We start from the raw sequence: 18957 nt of genomic DNA on the forward strand, positions 1-18957 counted from the left end.
CTTATAATTGAACAGGTCGGGATCAAAGGGGCCGGGTCGCTTTGTGGGGTGTGTGGGCAAAGTCCCGAGCCTTAAATCCCCGTCAGCTCGACAATCCACCGCGCCACGGCTTCGCCAAGCAGCTTATAGCCGAAATCGCCCAGATGCAGACCGTCAGGAGAGAGCGCCTCACGGGTCATGTCATATTCGGCGCACCATGACTTCATCAGCGCGTAGCGGTTGAAAAACGGGATGTTCATCTCGGTGGCGAGTGCTGGCACCGCATCCCGGAAAGCCGGGAAGTTCGGGAGCTCTTCCATCATCCTGCACCACTGCGGCCCGATCATGCCCAGATCGCAGCCGTCCGCCCGACGCAGGCTCTCCAGATCATCGCGGGTCTGATCAATGAAGCTGGAGACAGGTTTTTCTTTCCACACATCGTTGGTGCCGCCCTGCCAGATCACCAGATCGGCGCGATCGTCAATCACTTCCTGAAGCCGGGCATGCATTTCCTCGGCCCCGTTGCCGCCAATCCCGCGATTGATGATGGTGACACCGTTCGGCATGAAGGGCTGTAGCGTCCGCTCCACAACCGGACACAGCCCGTTCTCAGGCGCGCTTGCGCCGATGCCCTCGACCGTGGACGAGCCGAACAGGCAGATCTTCACGGAGGAGCCAGCCTGCAATAGCCGGGTCAGACGGGGAAAATGGCTCATCGTATAGGTTCCTGTGTCTTTGGGCGTCGTCACCGCGGTAGAGGCGGATGGAGCGGGTCAGGAGGCGGCATGCCGCTTCGGCTCTGATGACTTCATCATCTCACGCGCCCGGTTACGTTTACGCTCGTAGACAACCGTCACACAGTAGAGAATCCACAGGCCTGCAATGTTGATCACGATCTGGAACAGCCAGCCTTCCCCGAATGTGGTGAAGATCAGGCGACCGATCAGATCGAGCACGGTACCGACCGTAAAGACCTCCAGCGAATGGCGTCCACACAGCGCCAGCGCCTGTCCCAGCCATGTTTCCGAGAACTGCCGGGCCAGTTGCGAAGACTGCACGAGATAGAAAATGGACAGGACATCGAGCAGTCGCAGGGGCGCCAGCGTGCTCTTGTCGGGAGAGGGCAGGGTGAGCGGACGAATGGTCGGCAGCCCCCACTGCGTCCATGGAAAAGCCTCCAGCAGCGAGAACATCAGGTAGCCCCCGCAAAGGATTTTCAGCCAGGAAAAGGAGGGCAGGTTCCCGTTGTGGCGACCGGCCTCAATGGCGCCGCATGCGCCCAGCACGAAGAGGAACTGCCATGCCAGCGGGTCGAAATACCAGCCATCGGGATCAAGCCAGTTGGGAAAATTGACACTGGGGTCGATGTTGATCAGCAGCCACAGGGCGAAACTCAGCCCCAGTGCGAGAAAACGGTTGAACCGGATCACGCAGAACATCAGCGGAAAGGCCGCCAGAAGCACCATGTAAAGCGGCAGGATGTTCAGGTTGGACGGCAGCGCATCCAGCAGAAAGACACGCCAGAAATTGGAAAGACCATGCGCCAGTTCAGGCTCAAGAAAATCGACGGGAACAGGCGTGAAATTGCGCCATGTCCGGACGATGACGACAAAGGCTATCATCATCATCGTCTGGGCGATGTAGAGTTTTCCGCAGCGCACGGCGATCTTGCGGAGAGTCTCAGCCAGTCCGTATTTCGGAAATCCACGCCCGTAAGCCAGCCACGAAGCATATCCGGCCAGCAGCACGAAAATCTCCGCGGCGTCGGCAAAGCCAAGATTCCGGATGGTCAGCCGGTTGAGGAGGTTCTGTGGCATGTGGTCCACGAACATCATCAGCAGGGCAATGCCGCGCAGGGCGTCGACACGGTGATCACGACTGCGTTTGACAGCAGGCGGAGTGCTCAGGGTGACCGTGGCCTTGTCGGTCCGGCCTCCTGAAGGGTGGCCGGAGAGAGGAAAAGAGGAGGGCGTGGCGGTCATGTCCTGTCCTGCATGGTGACGGCAATGGAGTGGTCGCCAGAAGTCCGCACTCTATAGCAACCATACACGGAAGCGTGAGGCCCCCTTCCGAGCCGCGAGGCGCATTTTTCGGCGACGCTGGTATCCATGCAACATCTTTCATGGTGAGGTCGTCGGCGTGGGATCGATCTGACGGGCAGGGAGCTTCCACAGTATGACCGGGAATGCTTTATGAGACGTTCCGGAGCAGGATTGGTATCATGCCATCTGGTCGTTCCAGGCCGTAGACGCCATATACACAGGTCACAGCAGACAAAAGAGGCGATGTCATGGCCGAGCAGCGGGTTCCCTCGCGTGAGGAAATCGAGACAGTCATCAGGGGCGTCATCGTGCCGGCCAGCGAGGGAGCGGCCAGTGATCAGTCCCTTCTGGAGGTTGGACACATTGAGTCCTGCCAGGTAGCTGGCGGACGTATCCGGCTGACACTGGCCGTTCCCTCTTCCCTTGCGCAGCCGCTTGAAAAAAGCGCTTCAGGAGCTGAGCTGGCGCTGGACAGGGCCTTTCCGGAATGGCGCGCGAGCGTGCTGCTGACAGCCCATCGCCCGACCGCGGCGCCCCGGCCGGAGGCGAGAGCCGGAGGCGGTCATAGACCGTTGGGGGGTGTGGGAAACAAAGATACCGAGGCAGGCCCGCTGCTGCCTCAGGTCGGGGCGGTGATCGCCGTGTCGTCCGGCAAGGGCGGCGTCGGTAAATCGACCACCGCCGTCAATCTGGCGGCCGGACTGGCGCTGGAAGGACTGTCGGTCGGGCTGATGGACGCCGATGTCCACGGTCCCTCGCTGCCGCGTATGCTCGGCATCAGCGGCAAGCCCGAAGTGCGCGACGGCAAGCTGATCCCGGTTGAGGCGTGGGGGCTGCGCGCCATGTCCATCGGCATGCTGGTCGATGAGACACAGGCGATGGTCTGGCGCGGCCCGATGGTGATGGGGGCGATCGGCCAGCTTCTCGGCGATGTCGCGTGGGGTGCGCTGGACGTTCTGGTGATCGACATGCCGCCGGGAACGGGAGACGCGCAGCTTACGCTGGCGCAGAAAGCCGTCCTGAGCGGGGCAATCATCGTCTCGACACCGCAGGACATTGCCCTGCTGGATGCGCGACGCGGTGTGGCGATGTTCGAGAAGACCCGCGTGCCGGTTCTGGGGCTTGTCGAGAACATGTCCTATTTCTGCTGCCCGAACTGCAATCACCGCACGGAACTGTTCGGTCACGGCGGCGCTCGGGAAGAAGCGCGACGGCTCGATGTGCCGTTTCTCGGCGAAATTCCGCTGCTGGCCGATATCCGCCTCAGCGCCGACGAGGGAGCGCCGATTGTGGTGCGAGCACCGGAGAGCGAGGCCGCGAAGGCCTACCGCTCACTCGCGGCTGGCGTGGCCGGAGTTGTGCGGAAACTGCCACGCAGACGGTAATCACGGTCTGAGAACAGGTATATTTTTTGCTCTTTTTTTGAGATGGCGCTTTACGTTAATATTTAACCAAATATTGGCGTCCATGTCATTTTGTTAACGGTTCGGCGGTGGGCGCATCAGCAGGTTTGAGGAATGCCCTGATGTCGAGTGTAACAAATGGCGGTTCTGTTTCGGGCGCATCCACCAGTTCCGGGGATGTGACGCAGAATGTCGATTCCGGAAATGGGCGCATTGTCACCACGGTTGGAAGCGGAGGAGTGGTGACGTCCGCTGTCCTGGGGGCTTCGGCAGAGACCTACGCAAGAGAAGATCTTGTTGTGGAATCAGGGGGAGCGTCCTTTTTCACGTCGGTCACTCCAGCCAATTCAGCCAGTGTCATCGTCCGTAATGCAATAGTGCAGGAGGATGTGTACGGGCTCAGCACCAGCGCCGTTTTTTCCACGACCATCGCGGAAATACAGAATAACGTTCATGGATGGGGTGGCGGCGCTGAAGTCTATTCGGCGAGCCAGTATGTTCATGCTGGCGGAGAGTCTTACGGCGCGACATTTGCAGGAGCGCCGGGTGGCAGTTTTCTTCCTAATCAGAACGATCCCTATTGGGGTTACACGCCGATTACCTATTCCGCCGCTGATGCGACGCAATATGTTGAGTCTGGCGGACTGGCGAAAAATACGACGTTGAACGCCTATTCTGAGCAGATCGTATCCGGCGGCGTCGCGCGTCTTACGATGGTCAACAGGAGCGGGGAGCAGATTGTCTCCTCTGGGGGTTCAGTTGTCGATACGATGGTCAACAGCGGTGGAAAGCAGACAGTCTCTTCCGGCGGTTCAGCCACCCATACAACCCTCAACGCCTACGGCTCGTCCTTTGTCGCATCGGGCGGCACGGCGATTAACGTGGATGTCGGCTCCGGCGGTGTTCTGAGCGCAGGCAGTGGCGCGACGCTGACCGACATCACGCTCGAGAACGGCGGCAGGCTGGACGTGTCGAAAGACACCCTGTTCACGGACCGGATCGCGCTCAATGGCGGCACGATCGACATCACGGACCTGACAGGTTCCGGGACACCGGATTACACATTCAGCGGCGACAACAGGCTGACCATCACCCGTGACGGCGTCAGCGAAACGCTCCTGTTTGACGGCGTCTATGATCCGACCAAACTGTTCGTCACGACCGATACTGATGGCAGCACGCTGATCGACTACGGTACGCCCGCGCCGTGCTACTGCCCCGGTACGCTGATCGCCACGGCGGAGGGTGAAACTCCCGTCGAGGCGCTGGAAATCGGTGATCTGGTCCGCACGGCATCCGGCGCGCTGCGTCCCATCCGCTGGATCGGTCGCCGCGCCTATGACGGTGTGTTCGCCCGCGGCAATCCGGACCTGATCCCCGTGACCTTCGAGAAAGGGTCGCTGGGCCACAATCTGCCGAAGCGGGCGCTGACAGTCTCGCCGCTGCACGCCATGTTCGTGGAAAGGTATCTGATCCCGGCGCACTGTCTGGTGAACGGCGGCTCCATCCATTTCGCCAGTATCGGCGAGCGGGTGGAATATATCCACATCGAGCTTGAAAGCCACGATCTCCTGCTGGCCGAGGGCGCTCCGTCCGAGAGCTTCGTCGATGACGGCTCGCGCGGCATGTTCCACAACGCGGGTACATTTGCAGAGCTTTATCCGGACGCGGAGACCGTCGAGGCGGTCTATTGCGCGCCACGTCTGGAAGACGGCACGATGCTGGAACATATCCGCGACCGTCTGTCGGCCCATACCGGTAGCGTTGTGCGCCAGCACACGGCGGGCAGCTCTGTGCGGCTGGGCCTGCTGGCTTCTGACAGGGAGCGTCTGCTGTGCGGCTGGGCTGTTGACCTGCTGACGCCGTCCGAGCCTGTGGCGTTGGAAGTGCTGCTGAACGGGCGTGTTCTCGGTATGACGCTGGCCGATGGTCCGAGCGGCGTGGTGAGCAACGGTGCGGCTGCCTACGGCTTCACGTTCGGTCTGCCGCGTGGGATCACGACCGCGAGCGGCGCGTTCTCGCTGCGGGCTGTGTCGTCCATGAAAGCAGCGGCCTGAGCCAGCCCCTCATGACCGGTCCGCTCTATCGCGCCTTTCTTGATCGGGCGGATCGGTATGTCATCGAAGGATGGGCGAGGGATGAGACGGACCCGTTTACGCCCGTCCCGCTCGCCGTTTTCCGTGATGGCGTGCAGGTTGCGGAACTGGCCGCCGAAAGCTGGCGCGAAGACCTTGTGGAGCCCGGACATAGCGATGGCTATTGCGCCTTTCGTCATGTCTGGGTGCCGCCGCTGCCGGAGAACGATTTTTCACGGATCGAAGTGAGACTTCCGAACGGAGAGCAGATCAGTGGCTCTCCGGTTTTCGTGCCCGCGCCGACGGATGAGCAGACCGTACTGGGGATGCGGGGCGCGATCGACATTCTCGATCACGAGCGGGTCGCCGGGTGGATACGAGACGAGGATCGGCCCGAACGTGCCGTTGGAGTGACGGTTCTGCTCGACGGGCAGGAAGTCGCCTTTCTGAAAGCCAACAGCTTCCGCCGTGATCTTCGTGATCTGGGTTTGGGAAGCGGGCGCTATGGCTTCGAGTTTCTGTTTACGTTTCCGCCGGACCCGCTCACGGCGCATACTGTCGAAATCCACCCTGATACAGGTTCGCCTTTTCCTGAAGGTGCGAAAATCCTGCCAGCGGCAGAGGGTTTTTTCGATCAGGCCATGATGAATCTCGCCCATCGCGAAATTGGTGGGTTGCGCGATGTGGAGAAGATCCGGACGGCTGCTGATTTTCTGGCGTCCTGTCTGGAGACGCTCAGGAGGAAGGATGCGGAAGGCACGTTGGGATTGGGGTCCCGACGTGAAATCCGTCGTCTGCGCCGGCAGGAGGCCAATCGTACCGTCACGGTGCAGCGTCAGGTGCTGGTGATTGACGATCAGACCCCTGATGCGCGGCGTGATGCGGCCTCGGTGGCGCTGCTGTCGCACATGAAAGCCATGCAGGCGGCGGGGCTGAAAGTGTTCTTCACGCCAGGTCTCATTCCCGGCTGTCGTGAGGACGTTCTCGCTTTACTTGAAGAGCAGGGGATTACAGTTCTCAGGCCGCCCTTATGGGAGTCGGTCGAGGCCATTCTCAGACAGGCGGGCGAGGCGTTTGAGCTCATCTATCTGCATCGCCTCGGCAATGCGTCGGCCTATCTGGAACTGGCGCGACGTCTCTGTCCGATGGCGCGGATCATATGGTCCGTGGCGGATATCGACAGTCTCCGTCTACGGCGACAGGCGCAGGTCGAGCAGCGGCCTGAACTGACTCTTCTCGCCGCCCAGAGCGAAGCGCGAGAGCGTATGATCACATGGCGCGCCAATGTGGTGATCACCCATTCGGATGAGGAGACGGCGCGCATCAGGGAAGGCGTGCCATCCTGCGCCGCTGTCACCGTGCGTTGGGCGGTTCCTGTCGGAAAGACGATGTATCGTCCGGCGAAACGGGACAGGATCGTTTTTCTCGGCCATTTCGGTCACGCACCCAATCGGGATGCTGTCCGCTGGCTGGCTACGGAGATTGTACCCGCCCTGCGTCGTCTGAATCCCTCGCTGGCGATCACGGTTTTCGGTTCGGGCATGACGGCGGAAACCCTGTCTTTTGCCTGTGATGGACTGACGTTCGCGGGTTATGCGCCGGAGCTCCCTCGTGTTTTCGCAGCGGCGCGGCTGATGGTCGCGCCGCTGCGTTTTGGTGCGGGCATCAAGGGCAAGATTCTGGAAAGCTGGGCGCATGGCGTCCCGGTTCTGATGACGCCAATGGCGGCGGAAGGTCTGCCGCTTCTGGCTGCTCAGCGTTCCTGTGTAGCGCCTGCGGAGACGGCGGCGTTTGTTGCTGCTCTTGCGGCGTTATGGGGCGATGAAGACAGGCTGAAAGAGCAGTCTGCTCTGGGGCGAAAATTGCTCAGAGCGTCTTTTGCGGAAAAATCGGTTGAAGCAGAAATGGCGCAGGCTTTGTCAGCCGCTTTTGCTGGTAAGGGCATGAAGAGCGGGAGCCTGTAGCCGGAAGTTTTGGGTGAAGCCTGTTCCAGGATCTCTGGATTGTGTCTTCTCCTGAAAAGATGTTTCAGATTTTTGCAAGCATATCCAAAAACGGTATGGCTGCTCCCGAGAGTTTTGTCCCAGGCTCCACAAAGGGACGCAGCCCCATCAGTCCCATCAAAAGACAACATTCAGAATTTTCTGACTGTTACCAATCAGTTGGCCGGTCCGGAGGCTTTCAGCGTCGCGGCATTGAGTTGCTGGTGCAAGGACAGGCCGTGCGCCATTTTCGCCGCGTCGGTCGGCGCCATGGCAATGCCGACAGGCCCATAGGCAGGATGCTGAAACGCAAGAATCGATCCTTGTGTCTCCGGATCAAGCTGCAGCGCCCAGTTGGTGCGACGTACCGGCGTGAAGGGAACGCCTTCGATGGGTGGAATCTCGGTGCCGATCATGGCCTGATGAACCGTTCCGAGCCCGGAGATCAGATCAGCAACCTGAGCAACATTAAGGTCCAGAACGATTTTCTTGCGGCCGGATGTGATGGTCAGGGAAGCCAGCTTGAGGTCATTGGATGCCGAAATATGAATATGAGGGTCTTTGACGGGTTCCTCAGGAACTGGAGTGTTCTTGGGGGTCGGTTTCTTGCTCATTTTTCGGCCAGCCTTTCTTGCTGATCAAGGTGACCTGAAACAGGTTTTTCAGGAGGTTGCTCGGCTCAGTATAAAGCTGTTTTCTCTATGAGAGAAACACTCTTTCAGGCTGGCGGCGGAGTTGGGCGTTACAGGACAGGCCCCGCCCAGATCCACCAGTCATTCTGCTGTTCCTGCCTGAGCAGGCTTCCGGCGGCTTCCGCGCTTTCGGCTGTGTCGAACAGACCGAAGCATGTAGCGCCGGAACCGCTCATCCGGCTGAGAAGGCAGCCCGGCAATGCGCCGATGGCGTCCAGAACAATGCTGATGGACGGGCAGAGTGCGCAGGCGGGCGGCTCAAGGTCGTTGCTGAGACGCTGAAGATCGTCCGTCATGGCTGTGGCGGACGGCCACCCGGTCGGCAGGATGGCGTCACCTGAAAAAGCAGCGTTGCGCGCCTTGAAAATCGCAGGCGTGGAAACGGCCTCACCGCAGTTCACGAGCACTATGCCACAGGCTGGCAAGGTTGGCGCCGGATCAAGCTGCTCGCCAATGCCGCGCATCAGGATTGGCTTCTGGACCAGACAGACGGGCACATCCGCTCCCAACTGCTCGGCGATCGACAGAAGACGCTGTTCCGGCGTGCCGAGAGCCAGAACCCGGTCCACAAGACGGAGTGTGGCGGCTGCATCGGCTGATCCACCTCCGATACCTGACGCGACCGGCAGGTTTTTTTCGAGAACGAGGCGGCCGGTGAGCGGGGTGTCGCCGCTCTCTGTCAGCAGGCGCGCCGCCCGAATGACAAGGTTGTCGTCGGTGGCTTCCGCGGCGAGCTTCCGCCCGAAGGGGCCGGTCAGTTCAAGCGACAGAGGGGTTGCGGAAGGCACATAAGTGAGCTGGTCCGCAGCTCCCGCGAACACCACCAGACTGTCGAGCAGATGGTAGCCATCCGGCCTTTTGCCCGTGACATGCAGGTAGAGATTGATTTTCGCATGGGCTGCTTCTGTATGACTCACGGGTTCATCCGGCTGTTGTGGGATCGGCCTGCCTTGGTTTAGCGCAGCTTGGCGGATGGCGCGAGATATGAACAGGCCGGTTCCGGTATGTGCCGCGTTTCACCAATAATACAGGACCAGAAGAAACTATTGCCCTTATTTAGCGTTGTGTTTCTGTAGAATAGAGTCGCTCAGTGCAGGTATGGCGTGTGGAAGCCAGCCGGTTTCAGTCACGAAGAGCGCTTATCTGGAGGCCGGCTTGTCTGAGACTGTGTATAGAAACGCCACCCTGTTTGATGGTCTTGGGGGAGCGCCGGTCGAGTCCGATATTTTCGTGCGGGATGGTGTTGTCGCCGCCGTCGGGCAAGCCCTTCCCGCTTCGAAGGAGGCAGTGGAAATTGAATGTCGAGGGCTCTGGCTGCTGCCGGGCATGCTCGATATCCATACCCATCTCGATCTGGAAGTGGAACTGACGCCCGGCCTCCCGGAAGTCGTGAGGCACGGAACGACCACTGTCGTGATCGGCAACTGCTCGATTGGTGTGACCTACGGCAACCAGCGTCGCAATGGTGAGGATCCAATTGTGGATTGCTTTGCCCGGGTGGAAAATATCCCCCGTGCCGTTCTGGTAAAAGTGGCTGAACACTGTAGCTGGAACAGTTCCGGCAGTTATCTGGATCATCTCAGGTCATTGCCGCTTGGTGTGAATATCGCGCCGCTCCTCCCGCATTCCATGGTGCGGATTGAGGCGATGGGTCTGACCGGATCGGTTTCCCGAAAACCAACGGCTGCGGAACTGCGGCAGATGGAGCGGCTGGTGGAGACGGCCATGGAAGAGGGATATGTCGGTCTGTCCACGGATGCGCTCCCCTTCCATTTTCTCGCCAATTCTCCGAACAAGAAAAGTAAAATACCAACCCAGTATGCTGAATTTTCAGAAATAAAACGTCTTTTATCCGTTGTCCGGCGTTTTGGACGAGTCTGGCAGGCGACACCGCCGAAAGACGATGTTGTCGCCGCAGTCAGAGGGTTTCTGCTGACCAGTCGACGTCTTTACCGGCGTGCGCTGAAGACATCCGTTCTGGCAGCCCTTGATCTGCGAACCAACCAGTTGGCTTACAGACTCTGCCTTATGCTGGCTCGCATACTCAATTCAAAAATCATTGGTGGACACTTCCATTTTCAGGCTTTGTCGGCACCTTTCAGAATCTGGAGCGATGGCGCCATCAATCCGGTCGCGGACGAACTGCCGGAACTCCGTGCTCTGAATGAGCTTGAGCTGGATGATCGAAAGGAACGTCTCCGGATTTTGAATGATCCCCAGTGGGAAAAGAATTTTTGTCGCATGTGGATGAAGGGCAGGGAAGGGTTGTCACTTGCCCGGCTGATGCGATGGCTCCGTCTTGATCATGTTGTTCTGAGCCGCTCTCTCGCAGACATGAATGTCGTGGAGTGTCCGCTTCCACACTGGTGCGGCAAGACTCTGAAAGAACCCTATCGCCGACTGCAACTGTGGCGGACATCGGGAGGACGTTACGGAGCGGAGAACGCTGCCGAGGCGGAACTGTTCAGGAAAGCGCGGGATTCTGTGCAGAACGACGCGTTGTTCCTGCTGTTTCTGTTGCGTGAATGGGATACTGCGCTGCGCTGGAATACTGTTATTGCAAATAATAATCCCGATATCCTCAGGCATCTTCTGTTTCACCCCATGACGCTCCCGGGCTTTAACGACAGTGGTGCGCATCTTGCGAATATAGCTTTTTACGATGGCAACCTGCGCACCCTGAAGATCGCGCAGGAGGATGGAGCCGTCCGGGTTGCCGAGAGCATCATGCGTCTGACCTCCATTCCGGCTGAATTTTTCGGTCTGGATGTCGGCGTCATCCGCACAGGCGCCAAGGCGGATCTGTGTCTCATCGACCCGGAAGCGCTCCGTTTGTGGAATCCCGAGCAGACCTGTGAATTACAGGAACGGTCGGAACTGGGGTGTCGCGCCATGGTCAACCGGCCAGTGGGCGTCGTTCGGGAGGTTATGGTGTCAGGACGGCGTGTCTGGATCGAGGGCGAGTATGCGGACGGTCTGGGCGCGATGTCTTATGGTTCGGTGCTGCGTGCCCGCTGAAACAGGCGGATTCAGGGGCGGCGCCGGCAGTCCGCCGCTGGCGAAGGAGCCTTCAACCAGCTTTTTAGATTGTTTTTTTGTGTTAAAATCACTGTGGCTATTGTGACTGCTGACAGGTTGTTTCTCTGCCTGTAAGCTTAATACAGTCTGTGTCATGTTGTGGAAGACGGTGTGTTCCTGCGTGGCGCACATTATGAGGATTGAAAGGGTGTTCGATGAGGTGGCTTTGCGTTCTGGCGGGAGCTCTTGCGATGAGCGTCGCTGTTGCGGCGCATGCTGAAGACTATGGTCAGCAGGTCAAAAAGGCGAAATTTCTGACCATCAAGGATGCCAGGCCCGTTGCCATCTCCAGTGCCGAAAGCCTGCGGAGTGTCGGGAATCTGGAATTCCGGGATGGAAAATATATTGATGATTGCAATCATCCTGTGACGCCTCGCAGCATCACGCTGGATGTCGGAAAAGCTTTGCCTGATGTAAGGGCTGTTTTCCTTGAGGATAGTGCCTGCTATGGAGCGGGTGGAAGCAGTCTGACCCTTCTTGATGGAAATGACCGGGTGATCTGGCAGGATAATGCAGCAGGTGTTGCTGTTCTCGCGACGGTGCATGACAAGGTCAGGGATCTTGCTTTTGGAGAGACCGGTTCGGCGTTCGCTGTGTGGCAGTGGAATGACAGCGGTCACGTCTATGAATTGCTGGAGAATGTTGAACTGCCGAACTGATGGTGTCATCAATATTCCGGATATCAGTTCGCCTCTGAAAATCTCCTGATGTCAGGAGATGAAATGTTTCTGACGCATCCATTCATGAGCCATTTCCGGCCAGACAGCAGTGTCTGTGCCGGGGCGTCCCAGACCAAAGCCATGTCCCCCGTTTCTGAAAAGATGTCTGACTACATCAACATTGTTGTCCTGGCAGGATTTTTCCAGAATAGCAGTATTCTCGGCGCTTGCGATGCGGTCGTCCGCCGCCTGCACGAGAAAAAAAGGTGGATCGCCGCGCTTTACATAAGTTTGCATTGACCAGTCGATACTGTCCTGTTCCGTCGGATGGTCACCAATCAGCATCCGACGCGTGGCTGTATGCTGGTAGGGCGGTTCCAGAGTGACCACAGGATAGGCGAGCAGACTGAGAGCAAGGGTGGCGGACATGGTGTCGTACATGTCGACCGGCTGATAGGTTTTCCATTCCGGCCGGATCGCACACGTCCCCATCAGATGTCCGCCGGCGGAAAACCCGAGAGCGCCGATCCTTGATGGATCGATCCCGAATGCTTTTGCATGGCCGCGCACAAGACGGATGGCGCGCTGGGCATCCTGAAAGGGAGCCAGATGGCCATCTTTCCAGTGTTCTCCAGGAAGTCTGTATAACAGGACGAAGGCGGTAATGCCGAGCGAGGTCAGCCACTGGGCGGGAAGGACACCTTCTTTTCTGATCTGGATATACCGATAGCCACCCCCTCCTGCGACGATGATGGCTGCGCCGTTGGGGCGCTCCGGTCGATGGACGCTCAGTGTGGGAGTGGCGATATTTGTCAGCGCTCCATGTGGCGACAGTCTTGGCATGCCCTGTGGGCCGCCGCCGTCAGGGGGCATGCCGTCCCACAGGGGGATATGCAGGTCATCTTCAGGCAGGGCTTCTTCTGGGTATCCGGCCGCGCCTGAATGGAAGTCATAGGAAGCGCGAGAACAGCGGGTCAGAAACGGCGCTGTCAGTGTGGCGGCGGCATTCAGTGTGAAAAGCCTGCGTTTCAACAGCATATACTAACCACTCCGTATCTCTGGCGATCGTTGTGTCGCTGGCTGTTGCCGAGAGTCAGATCATCACTGATTTGACTCTTCCGGACTCAGGCTTCGTACAGGTGGTCTCGTGCCTGGTTCTCGGCTTCAACAACTCTGAAAAACTCTTCCAGTTTCTTTGGTGTGAATGAAAAGAAGGTATTGTTCCTGTCATCCTTCTGCTCCTTGTCGGGAAAAACAAGAACATTTCTGTCGCGATAGATACGGCCGATATTGGCCTGAATCTGATTGAGCGGATTGAGTGTCCCGATCGTCATGCCATGCTGATTATAGACGGAAGCGTGCTGAGCCGAACCATGCTCGCCAATCTGACATCTCGTCTCAGCCACGAGCCGGATCTGCTCTTCGATGGAGAGTGTTTCAGGCTGAACGATTTCATACCCTCTCTCTCTGGCCATCTCTTCAAATGTGTCCTGCTGTTCGAAGACACGCTGAAATGTTTTATTGGGTTCCCACGCCTTGCGGGAAAGGCAGATTTTTCTCCAGGGTCTGATCTCTTCGGAGACGAGACCTTCGTAACATTCCTTGATAAACTTATGGTACATGTAAGACATGTTGACATACGACGGGATGATTGCGTCGGAGAACGTGAGAAATTCTTTCACATGATCAAAAAACAGAAATGATTCTGATGGAATGCCTGCAACGGTATTCAGCAGTTTGCGACCCCAGGAGGGAGTTTCTGAAGTAATAACGATCTTTCTTTTGCGAAACTCTTCTTCTCCCAGAAGTTTTTGAGCGACTTTCAGACGGGGGATGTCATCAACGAGATAATGCCCGTAGCATCCATAACCTGCCCCGAAGGCGACAATGACCGGTTCTTCCACATGACGGACATTTTCTGCCTGATCAAGACTTTTCCAATGTCCAGCAAGAGTTTCCTGTTCCGTAACAAAGGAAAGATAGGCTTCAAGACGAAGGAATTTTCCTTTTGACCAGTAGCTTCCATGGCCACTCAGTCCCAGGTCATTGACCTGAAAAATATTCAGCTGTGGAATGGCGGCAGGATTTCTTGTTTGTCTGTAAGCCTCAGGTTTTGAAGTGTTTCCGACGATTGTCACGTTGTCGCTTGGCGGAAAATAACAACCGGGCATGGAATTTATGAGTTTGCAGGTGGAAATATCAGATTTTATGGTATTGCGACTGGCGAAACCGACAATGTTGACTCGTTTGAAGTGAATTCCATTGTCACGATATGGAATATCCTCTTCCTCAGGTGTTGATTCAATAAAGCTGTCATACACTTCCGCATCAATCAGAGTGATGCTGTCTTTTGATATGGCGTCTGGTTCTGTCGAGAAGGAATCAAGGATGAAAGCCTGAAAAGCATATTTGGAAGTGATAAGATTGTAGTCGAGAGGAATTGCATGACGGATACAATGCTCTACATAGGCTACGACACGTTCGATATAGGCTTTGATCAGGGAATTGTCTGGTCTGGAGCAAAAAAAGCTCTTGTCCAGAAAACCTTCTCTTTCGATAATACCAAGACCGCGGGCGCAGTTCACGATCGGTGAAATGTTGGCTCGGGCAACGGAGTGGATGTCAACGGAAACGCCACCTTCCTTATACAGGGACAGCAGCAGGAAAAAATCTGATTCAGCCTGAGGGATTTCCAGACGATCAAAAATAGAGGTGATATCATCGCCGAAGTTTAACGATATATAATCACGGGCCATAGGCTTGTTGTAGCAGGTATAAAGAGCCGATCTGTTCTTGTTGAAGAAGCCGACATTCTCGATATATTCGCGCGTGTAATGCTCGGGATTATGCCGCATCTGCCTGATAAGGCTCGGGATGGAGGCGAACCTGTTATCGTAGATGTCGAATTCTTTCGAAAAATACTCTTTTGAGCTGCTCACCGTCTTCCTGAAATAAGGAAGTATTTCATTCCATGTGACGCCTTTTTCCCGAGCCGTGACATACGCCAGCTTTGCGAGATTGGGCTCATGTCCGGTGGAGGCTTCTGATTTCAAAAGCGCTACACAGGATGCATGCACTTCCTGCAGACAGTTTTCGCCGTGCAGGTAAATATCACGAAGATACGTCTCGGCGGTATTTTTCAGGAATCCCTGTGATTCATTGATCAGCCGGAAAAGAATATTTCTGGAGGTTTCTGATTTCCATGCGGACAGATCCTCACGAGATTCTTCAATAAACATTTCTTCTCCTGCCCCAGACTGTGCGGACTTCAGATAAGGAACTATTAAAAATAGAAAGGTAAATTACCAATAATTACTTACAAAGCAATAATATTTATATTTTTATCGATTATTTATCAAAAAAATACCGAAAAATAAAATCATGAATATCGCGATAAATATTTATTGGGAAGACATCCGGTCCCGTTCATGGTCATCAGTTCAAAATCTGGGGCGAGGACAGCGTTGTGGATAAAGCGGGGGCTTCACCACCGCTTCCGTCTGGCCCCCCGAAGCGTGTGCATGGCAAATACGCCAATGCCAAGCAGAATTGCGGCGAATGTCTGATGAACAGTTCCTGCCCATGCAGGTACAACCAGCAGCAGCGTCGTGACGCCCAGAGCGTACTGAATCAGCACGGCCCATCCCAGCAATGCGACGGCGGCGTGGGCGCGTGTTGTCAGTTTTGTTTTCATGCCTGTGAGAACTGTCAGGCCAATTGCCAGCGCCGTCACTGTCGCCAGAAGGCGGTGATCGAACTGCACCGCCGGAATGTTGGCGATCCAGTTATACCAGAACGGGCTGAGCTTGGCGTACCCTTCCGGGATCAGATGGCCATCCATCAGGGGGAACGTGTTGAAGACGAACCCGGCATGGGTGCCCGCCGTAAAGCCTCCCGCCACAATCGTCAGGCCGATCAGGCCGAGGGCCGCGTGCAGGACGCTGCGGGTCCGGCGCGCACCAGCCATATCAGGCAGGACTTCCGGCTCGGGAAAACGCACCGAGAGCGCTGTCCACAGGATCGCGACATACAGAAGGAGCGCCATGCCAAGATGCAACACAAGCCTCACCGGCTCGACCGCCGTACTGTCCGCGCGGAAGCCTGACGCCACCATGAACCAGCCGATCGCTCCCTGAAGTCCGCCAAGCATAAAGAAGACCAGCAGACGGATCACCAGCCCACGGGTCAGCGCTTTTCTGAAAGCAAAAAACGCCAGACCTCCGAGCAGGTTGATGCCCATCAGCCGCCCCCAGAAACGGTGGATCCATTCCAGCCAGAAAATCTGCTGGAAGCCGGCCAGCCCAAATCCGTCATGCAGAATCTTGTACTGCGGGATGCCCTGATAAAGAGCGAACTCATGCTCCCACTGGGCATGCGTCAGCGGAGGAATGATTCCTGTCAGCGGACGCCATTCCATGATCGACAGACCCGAGCCGGTCAGGCGAGTCGCGCCGCCGAGGGCGATCATGCCGAGCAGCATGACGCAGATGCTCAGCAGCCAGTTGGAAACATGGCGGCGATCACGCAGCCTCATGCCGTCACCAGCCTGTATGGCGTCGATTGAGGAAGAGGCTGAGGCAGGGGAGGACGTATTGGACATTTCGTCGGTTTAACGCGCTCTTGCAACCGTGGGCAAGGAGGTGTTACCGCGCGCCATGAGCGAAAGCCCGATGTCAGATCCGACAGAAATGCACGACGGACAGATCCCGCCAGAGCAGGAGAAGGATTCCGGGAACCAGACGGTCCCATCCGCACTTTCTCTCCTCCGTCCGGCCGTCATGTTGATCGTCCTTCTGGGCGGCGCGATTGCCTTGCGGGAAGTGCCCGCGCTCCATGATCTGCTCAATGACACAGCCCAGCTCCGTCAGGGTGTTTCCGGGCGTCTCTGGTTCTGTCTCGCCGGAACGCTCTGGTGCCTCTTTGGCCTGCCACGCCAGATCCTGTGTTTCGCGGCTGGTGTGGCGTACGGTCTGGCTGAAGGAACGGCGTTCGCGACGTTGAGTACCGTCGCGGGCTCAGTGCTGTGCTGGGCCTGGGCGCGATGGGGCGCGCACAACTGGGCGCGGGAGACCATGGCGCGCAGGAAACATCAGGGAAAAGGTGGCATTCTCATGCGTTACGGAGAGCGAGTCGCCGGAATGCTTGATCGCCATCCGTTCGAGACGATTGTTACCCTGCGCCTGCTGCCGGTTGGGTCGGCGCTGCTGCTCAACCTGTTTGCGGGCCTGTCCGCTGTCGCCCTGCTGCCTTTTACAACCGCGACGCTGGTGGGAAGTCTTCCGCAAAGCCTCATTTTTGTTCTGCTGGGGTCAGGCGCGCAGTTTGGCGGTGTGGGGCGGACACTCATTGCCGTGGCGCTTTTCGCAGTTTCCGGTGTTCTGGGATACCGGCTGCTCAGACGCCTTGCCCGTAAGCGGTAGGCCGGTTTTTCGTCTGACCATCAGCCATGCACTGCGACAGGCTGCATCATGTTTTTCGCCTGTTGCTCCACAACGACGCAAGTGTTCCTGCCGTCACAATGATGGAAAGCATCAGAAAAACTCACCTTACCCCTTGCAGAGAAGCAAAGCGGGACGCTAGGAGCAGCAGGACACGCCATAACTCTTTATTTTTGTATGGCGTGCAGGATCCAAAGTCACCGTCACGTTGTCCGTGGCCGCGTCTGTCATAAATCCGCAAGCTTTTGCCCAGACATCACCAGACCACAACATCCGGGAAATGGCATGGCCGCTAACGCCCAGCCTCAGCAGCCTTCATCACGACACAGGTATGAAGTCCAGTCGACAACGCCCTGGTGGTTGCCGGTTCTGCTCGGATTCCTGACGGCTGTCGGTCCCATCTCGACGGACATCTATCTGCCGGCGTTCCCTTCGATGGTGCAGACGCTGCATACGAGTCTGTCGTCCGTGCAGATGACGCTGTCCATCTGGTTCGTCGGGCTCGCCATCGGACAGTTGACGGTCGGTCCTCTCTCGGACCGGTTCGGACGGCGCATGCCGCTGATCGCCGGGAATGTCATTTTCGCAGTCTGCTCGGCTGTCTGTGCGGCTGCACCGGATATCGTGACCTTCAGCATTGCCCGTTTCGTCGCCTCGATCGGGGCGTCGGCCAGTCTGGTCATCCCGACCGCCTGCGTGCGCGATCTGGTGCCGGATCAGCGGGCGGGAGCGCGCATGATGTCCCGTCTCGTGATGGTCATGGGTGTGGTGCCGATTCTCGCTCCGATGCTCGGCGGGATTGTGGTGACCTTCGTATCGTGGCGGGTGATCTTCTGGGCGTCCGCGGCGTACGGGCTCCTCTGCGTGCTGCTGGTTCTGCGTATGCTGCCGGAAACGCTGGACCACGAGCACCGTCTGCGCCTGCCGCCCATCACGCTGATGACACGTTACATCGTGCTCCTCCGTCATCGCGCCTTTCTCTCGCACGCGATGATCGCCGCTTTCTCGACCTTTCTGTCGTTCAGCTACCTGACGGCTGCGTCACCGGTTTTCATCAACGGTTTCCATTTTACGCCGTTCCAGTTCTCGATGCTGTTTGGTCTGTTCGCCGTGTTCATGATCGGCGCGTCCCAGGTCAACGGCGCTCTGGTCAGCCGGTTTGACCCTCATAAAATCCTCTCCGTCGCCATCTGTATTTCCCTTGTCGGCAGTCTGCTGCTGACGGCGATTGCGTTCTGGCTGAACGTCCATCCCGGCTCCGGGCACGGTCTGTCGCTGATGGTGGTTCCTGTCATCATGGCCATGCTGCTCACGCTCAGCCCCACCGGCGTGATCTATCCGAACGCCACGATGGGCGCTCTGGCGGATCAGGCCCGTGTCGCAGGCACGGCGTCCGCTCTGGCGGGCACGATGCAATATGTGTTCGGCGCGATCGCGGGTGTTCTCGTAGGATTGCTGTCGGGCATGCCGTTCTTTGGTGAACAGACGCCTCTGCCGATGGCCATCGGCATGGCGATGGGTGCGGTAGCCATGCTTTTATGCCTCCCGATGCGCCCGGCTGTCCGATAGGGTCCGCCCTTCGGGCAGGGATAGGGCGCAGCGCGGTTCG

The 18957-nt window shown here is 57.6% G+C and carries 14 protein-coding genes; 7 read left to right on the forward strand and 7 right to left on the reverse strand.

What is annotated here, in order from left to right; genetic code table 11:
• Positions 1 to 71 precede the first annotated feature (71 nt).
• Together A0U92_RS01875 and A0U92_RS01880 are read right to left on the reverse strand one after the other, a co-directional pair.
• Entirely contained in the window at positions 72 to 728 is a 657-nt protein-coding gene (locus A0U92_RS01875) for a GDSL-type esterase/lipase family protein (RefSeq protein ID WP_475638750.1), read from the reverse strand.
• Between the two features lie 24 nt (positions 729 to 752).
• Positions 753 to 1961 carry an OpgC family protein gene (locus tag A0U92_RS01880; RefSeq protein WP_077811760.1) on the reverse strand — a complete coding sequence of 403 codons (1209 nt, stop codon included), beginning with the start codon at positions 1959 to 1961 and terminating at the stop codon, positions 753 to 755.
• A 308-nt stretch (positions 1962 to 2269) separates the two neighbouring features.
• Between A0U92_RS01880 and A0U92_RS01885 the strand changes: the two genes are divergently transcribed.
• The 3 genes from A0U92_RS01885 (at position 2270) to A0U92_RS01895 (ending at position 7463) form a co-directional block, all read left to right on the forward strand.
• Entirely contained in the window at positions 2270 to 3406 is a 1137-nt protein-coding gene (locus A0U92_RS01885; protein WP_077811761.1) for an Mrp/NBP35 family ATP-binding protein, read from the forward strand.
• Positions 3407 to 3546: 140 nt separating this feature from the next.
• Positions 3547 to 5481, forward strand: a complete 1935-nt coding sequence (locus A0U92_RS01890; RefSeq protein ID WP_077811762.1) for a Hint domain-containing protein — start codon at positions 3547 to 3549, stop codon at positions 5479 to 5481.
• 11 nt (positions 5482 to 5492) lie between these two features.
• Positions 5493 to 7463, forward strand: a complete 1971-nt coding sequence (locus A0U92_RS01895) for a glycosyltransferase (RefSeq protein ID WP_077811763.1) — start codon at positions 5493 to 5495, stop codon at positions 7461 to 7463.
• A 194-nt stretch (positions 7464 to 7657) separates the two neighbouring features.
• Here A0U92_RS01895 and A0U92_RS01900 read toward each other — a convergent pair whose 3' ends face one another.
• Both A0U92_RS01900 and A0U92_RS01905 read right to left on the reverse strand, forming a co-directional pair.
• Positions 7658 to 8095 (reverse strand): hypothetical protein, encoded by a 438-nt coding sequence (locus A0U92_RS01900; RefSeq protein ID WP_077811764.1) that lies wholly within the window; start codon positions 8093 to 8095, stop codon positions 7658 to 7660.
• A gap of 128 nt (positions 8096 to 8223) precedes the next feature.
• On the reverse strand, positions 8224 to 9090 hold the full coding sequence (locus A0U92_RS01905; protein ID WP_077811765.1) for a 4-(cytidine 5'-diphospho)-2-C-methyl-D-erythritol kinase: 867 nt from the start codon (positions 9088 to 9090) through the stop codon (positions 8224 to 8226).
• Positions 9091 to 9328: 238 nt separating this feature from the next.
• On the opposite strand from A0U92_RS01905, the gene A0U92_RS01910 reads away from it, so the two are divergent.
• Positions 9329 to 11191 (forward strand): N-acyl-D-amino-acid deacylase family protein, encoded by a 1863-nt coding sequence (locus A0U92_RS01910; RefSeq protein WP_077814189.1) that lies wholly within the window; start codon positions 9329 to 9331, stop codon positions 11189 to 11191.
• Between the two features lie 251 nt (positions 11192 to 11442).
• Positions 11443 to 11910 carry a hypothetical protein gene (locus A0U92_RS01915; RefSeq protein ID WP_236748226.1) on the forward strand — a complete coding sequence of 156 codons (468 nt, stop codon included), beginning with the start codon at positions 11443 to 11445 and terminating at the stop codon, positions 11908 to 11910.
• Between the two features lie 51 nt (positions 11911 to 11961).
• Here A0U92_RS01915 and A0U92_RS01920 read toward each other — a convergent pair whose 3' ends face one another.
• The 3 genes from A0U92_RS01920 to A0U92_RS01930 all read right to left on the reverse strand — a co-directional run bounded on the left by A0U92_RS01920 (position 11962) and on the right by A0U92_RS01930 (position 16444).
• On the reverse strand, positions 11962 to 12948 hold the full coding sequence (locus A0U92_RS01920) for an alpha/beta hydrolase (protein ID WP_077811767.1): 987 nt from the start codon (positions 12946 to 12948) through the stop codon (positions 11962 to 11964).
• An 86-nt stretch (positions 12949 to 13034) separates the two neighbouring features.
• Positions 13035 to 14666: a glycosyltransferase 61 family protein gene (locus A0U92_RS01925; RefSeq protein WP_187668832.1), complete on the reverse strand. Its 1632-nt coding sequence runs from the start codon at positions 14664 to 14666 to the stop codon at positions 13035 to 13037.
• A gap of 728 nt (positions 14667 to 15394) precedes the next feature.
• Positions 15395 to 16444, reverse strand: a complete 1050-nt coding sequence (locus A0U92_RS01930; protein ID WP_077814190.1) for a COX15/CtaA family protein — start codon at positions 16442 to 16444, stop codon at positions 15395 to 15397.
• Positions 16445 to 16580: 136 nt separating this feature from the next.
• Between A0U92_RS01930 and A0U92_RS01935 the strand changes: the two genes are divergently transcribed.
• Both A0U92_RS01935 and A0U92_RS01940 read left to right on the forward strand, forming a co-directional pair.
• Positions 16581 to 17330 (forward strand): TVP38/TMEM64 family protein, encoded by a 750-nt coding sequence (locus tag A0U92_RS01935; protein ID WP_236748227.1) that lies wholly within the window; start codon positions 16581 to 16583, stop codon positions 17328 to 17330.
• A gap of 303 nt (positions 17331 to 17633) precedes the next feature.
• Positions 17634 to 18917 (forward strand): multidrug effflux MFS transporter, encoded by a 1284-nt coding sequence (locus tag A0U92_RS01940; RefSeq protein WP_077811770.1) that lies wholly within the window; start codon positions 17634 to 17636, stop codon positions 18915 to 18917.
• Positions 18918 to 18957: the final 40 nt, after the last annotated feature.

Origin of the sequence: Acetobacter aceti, assembly GCF_002005445.1 — a bacterium.
In the GTDB taxonomy this organism is placed as follows: domain Bacteria; phylum Pseudomonadota; class Alphaproteobacteria; order Acetobacterales; family Acetobacteraceae; genus Acetobacter; species Acetobacter aceti_B.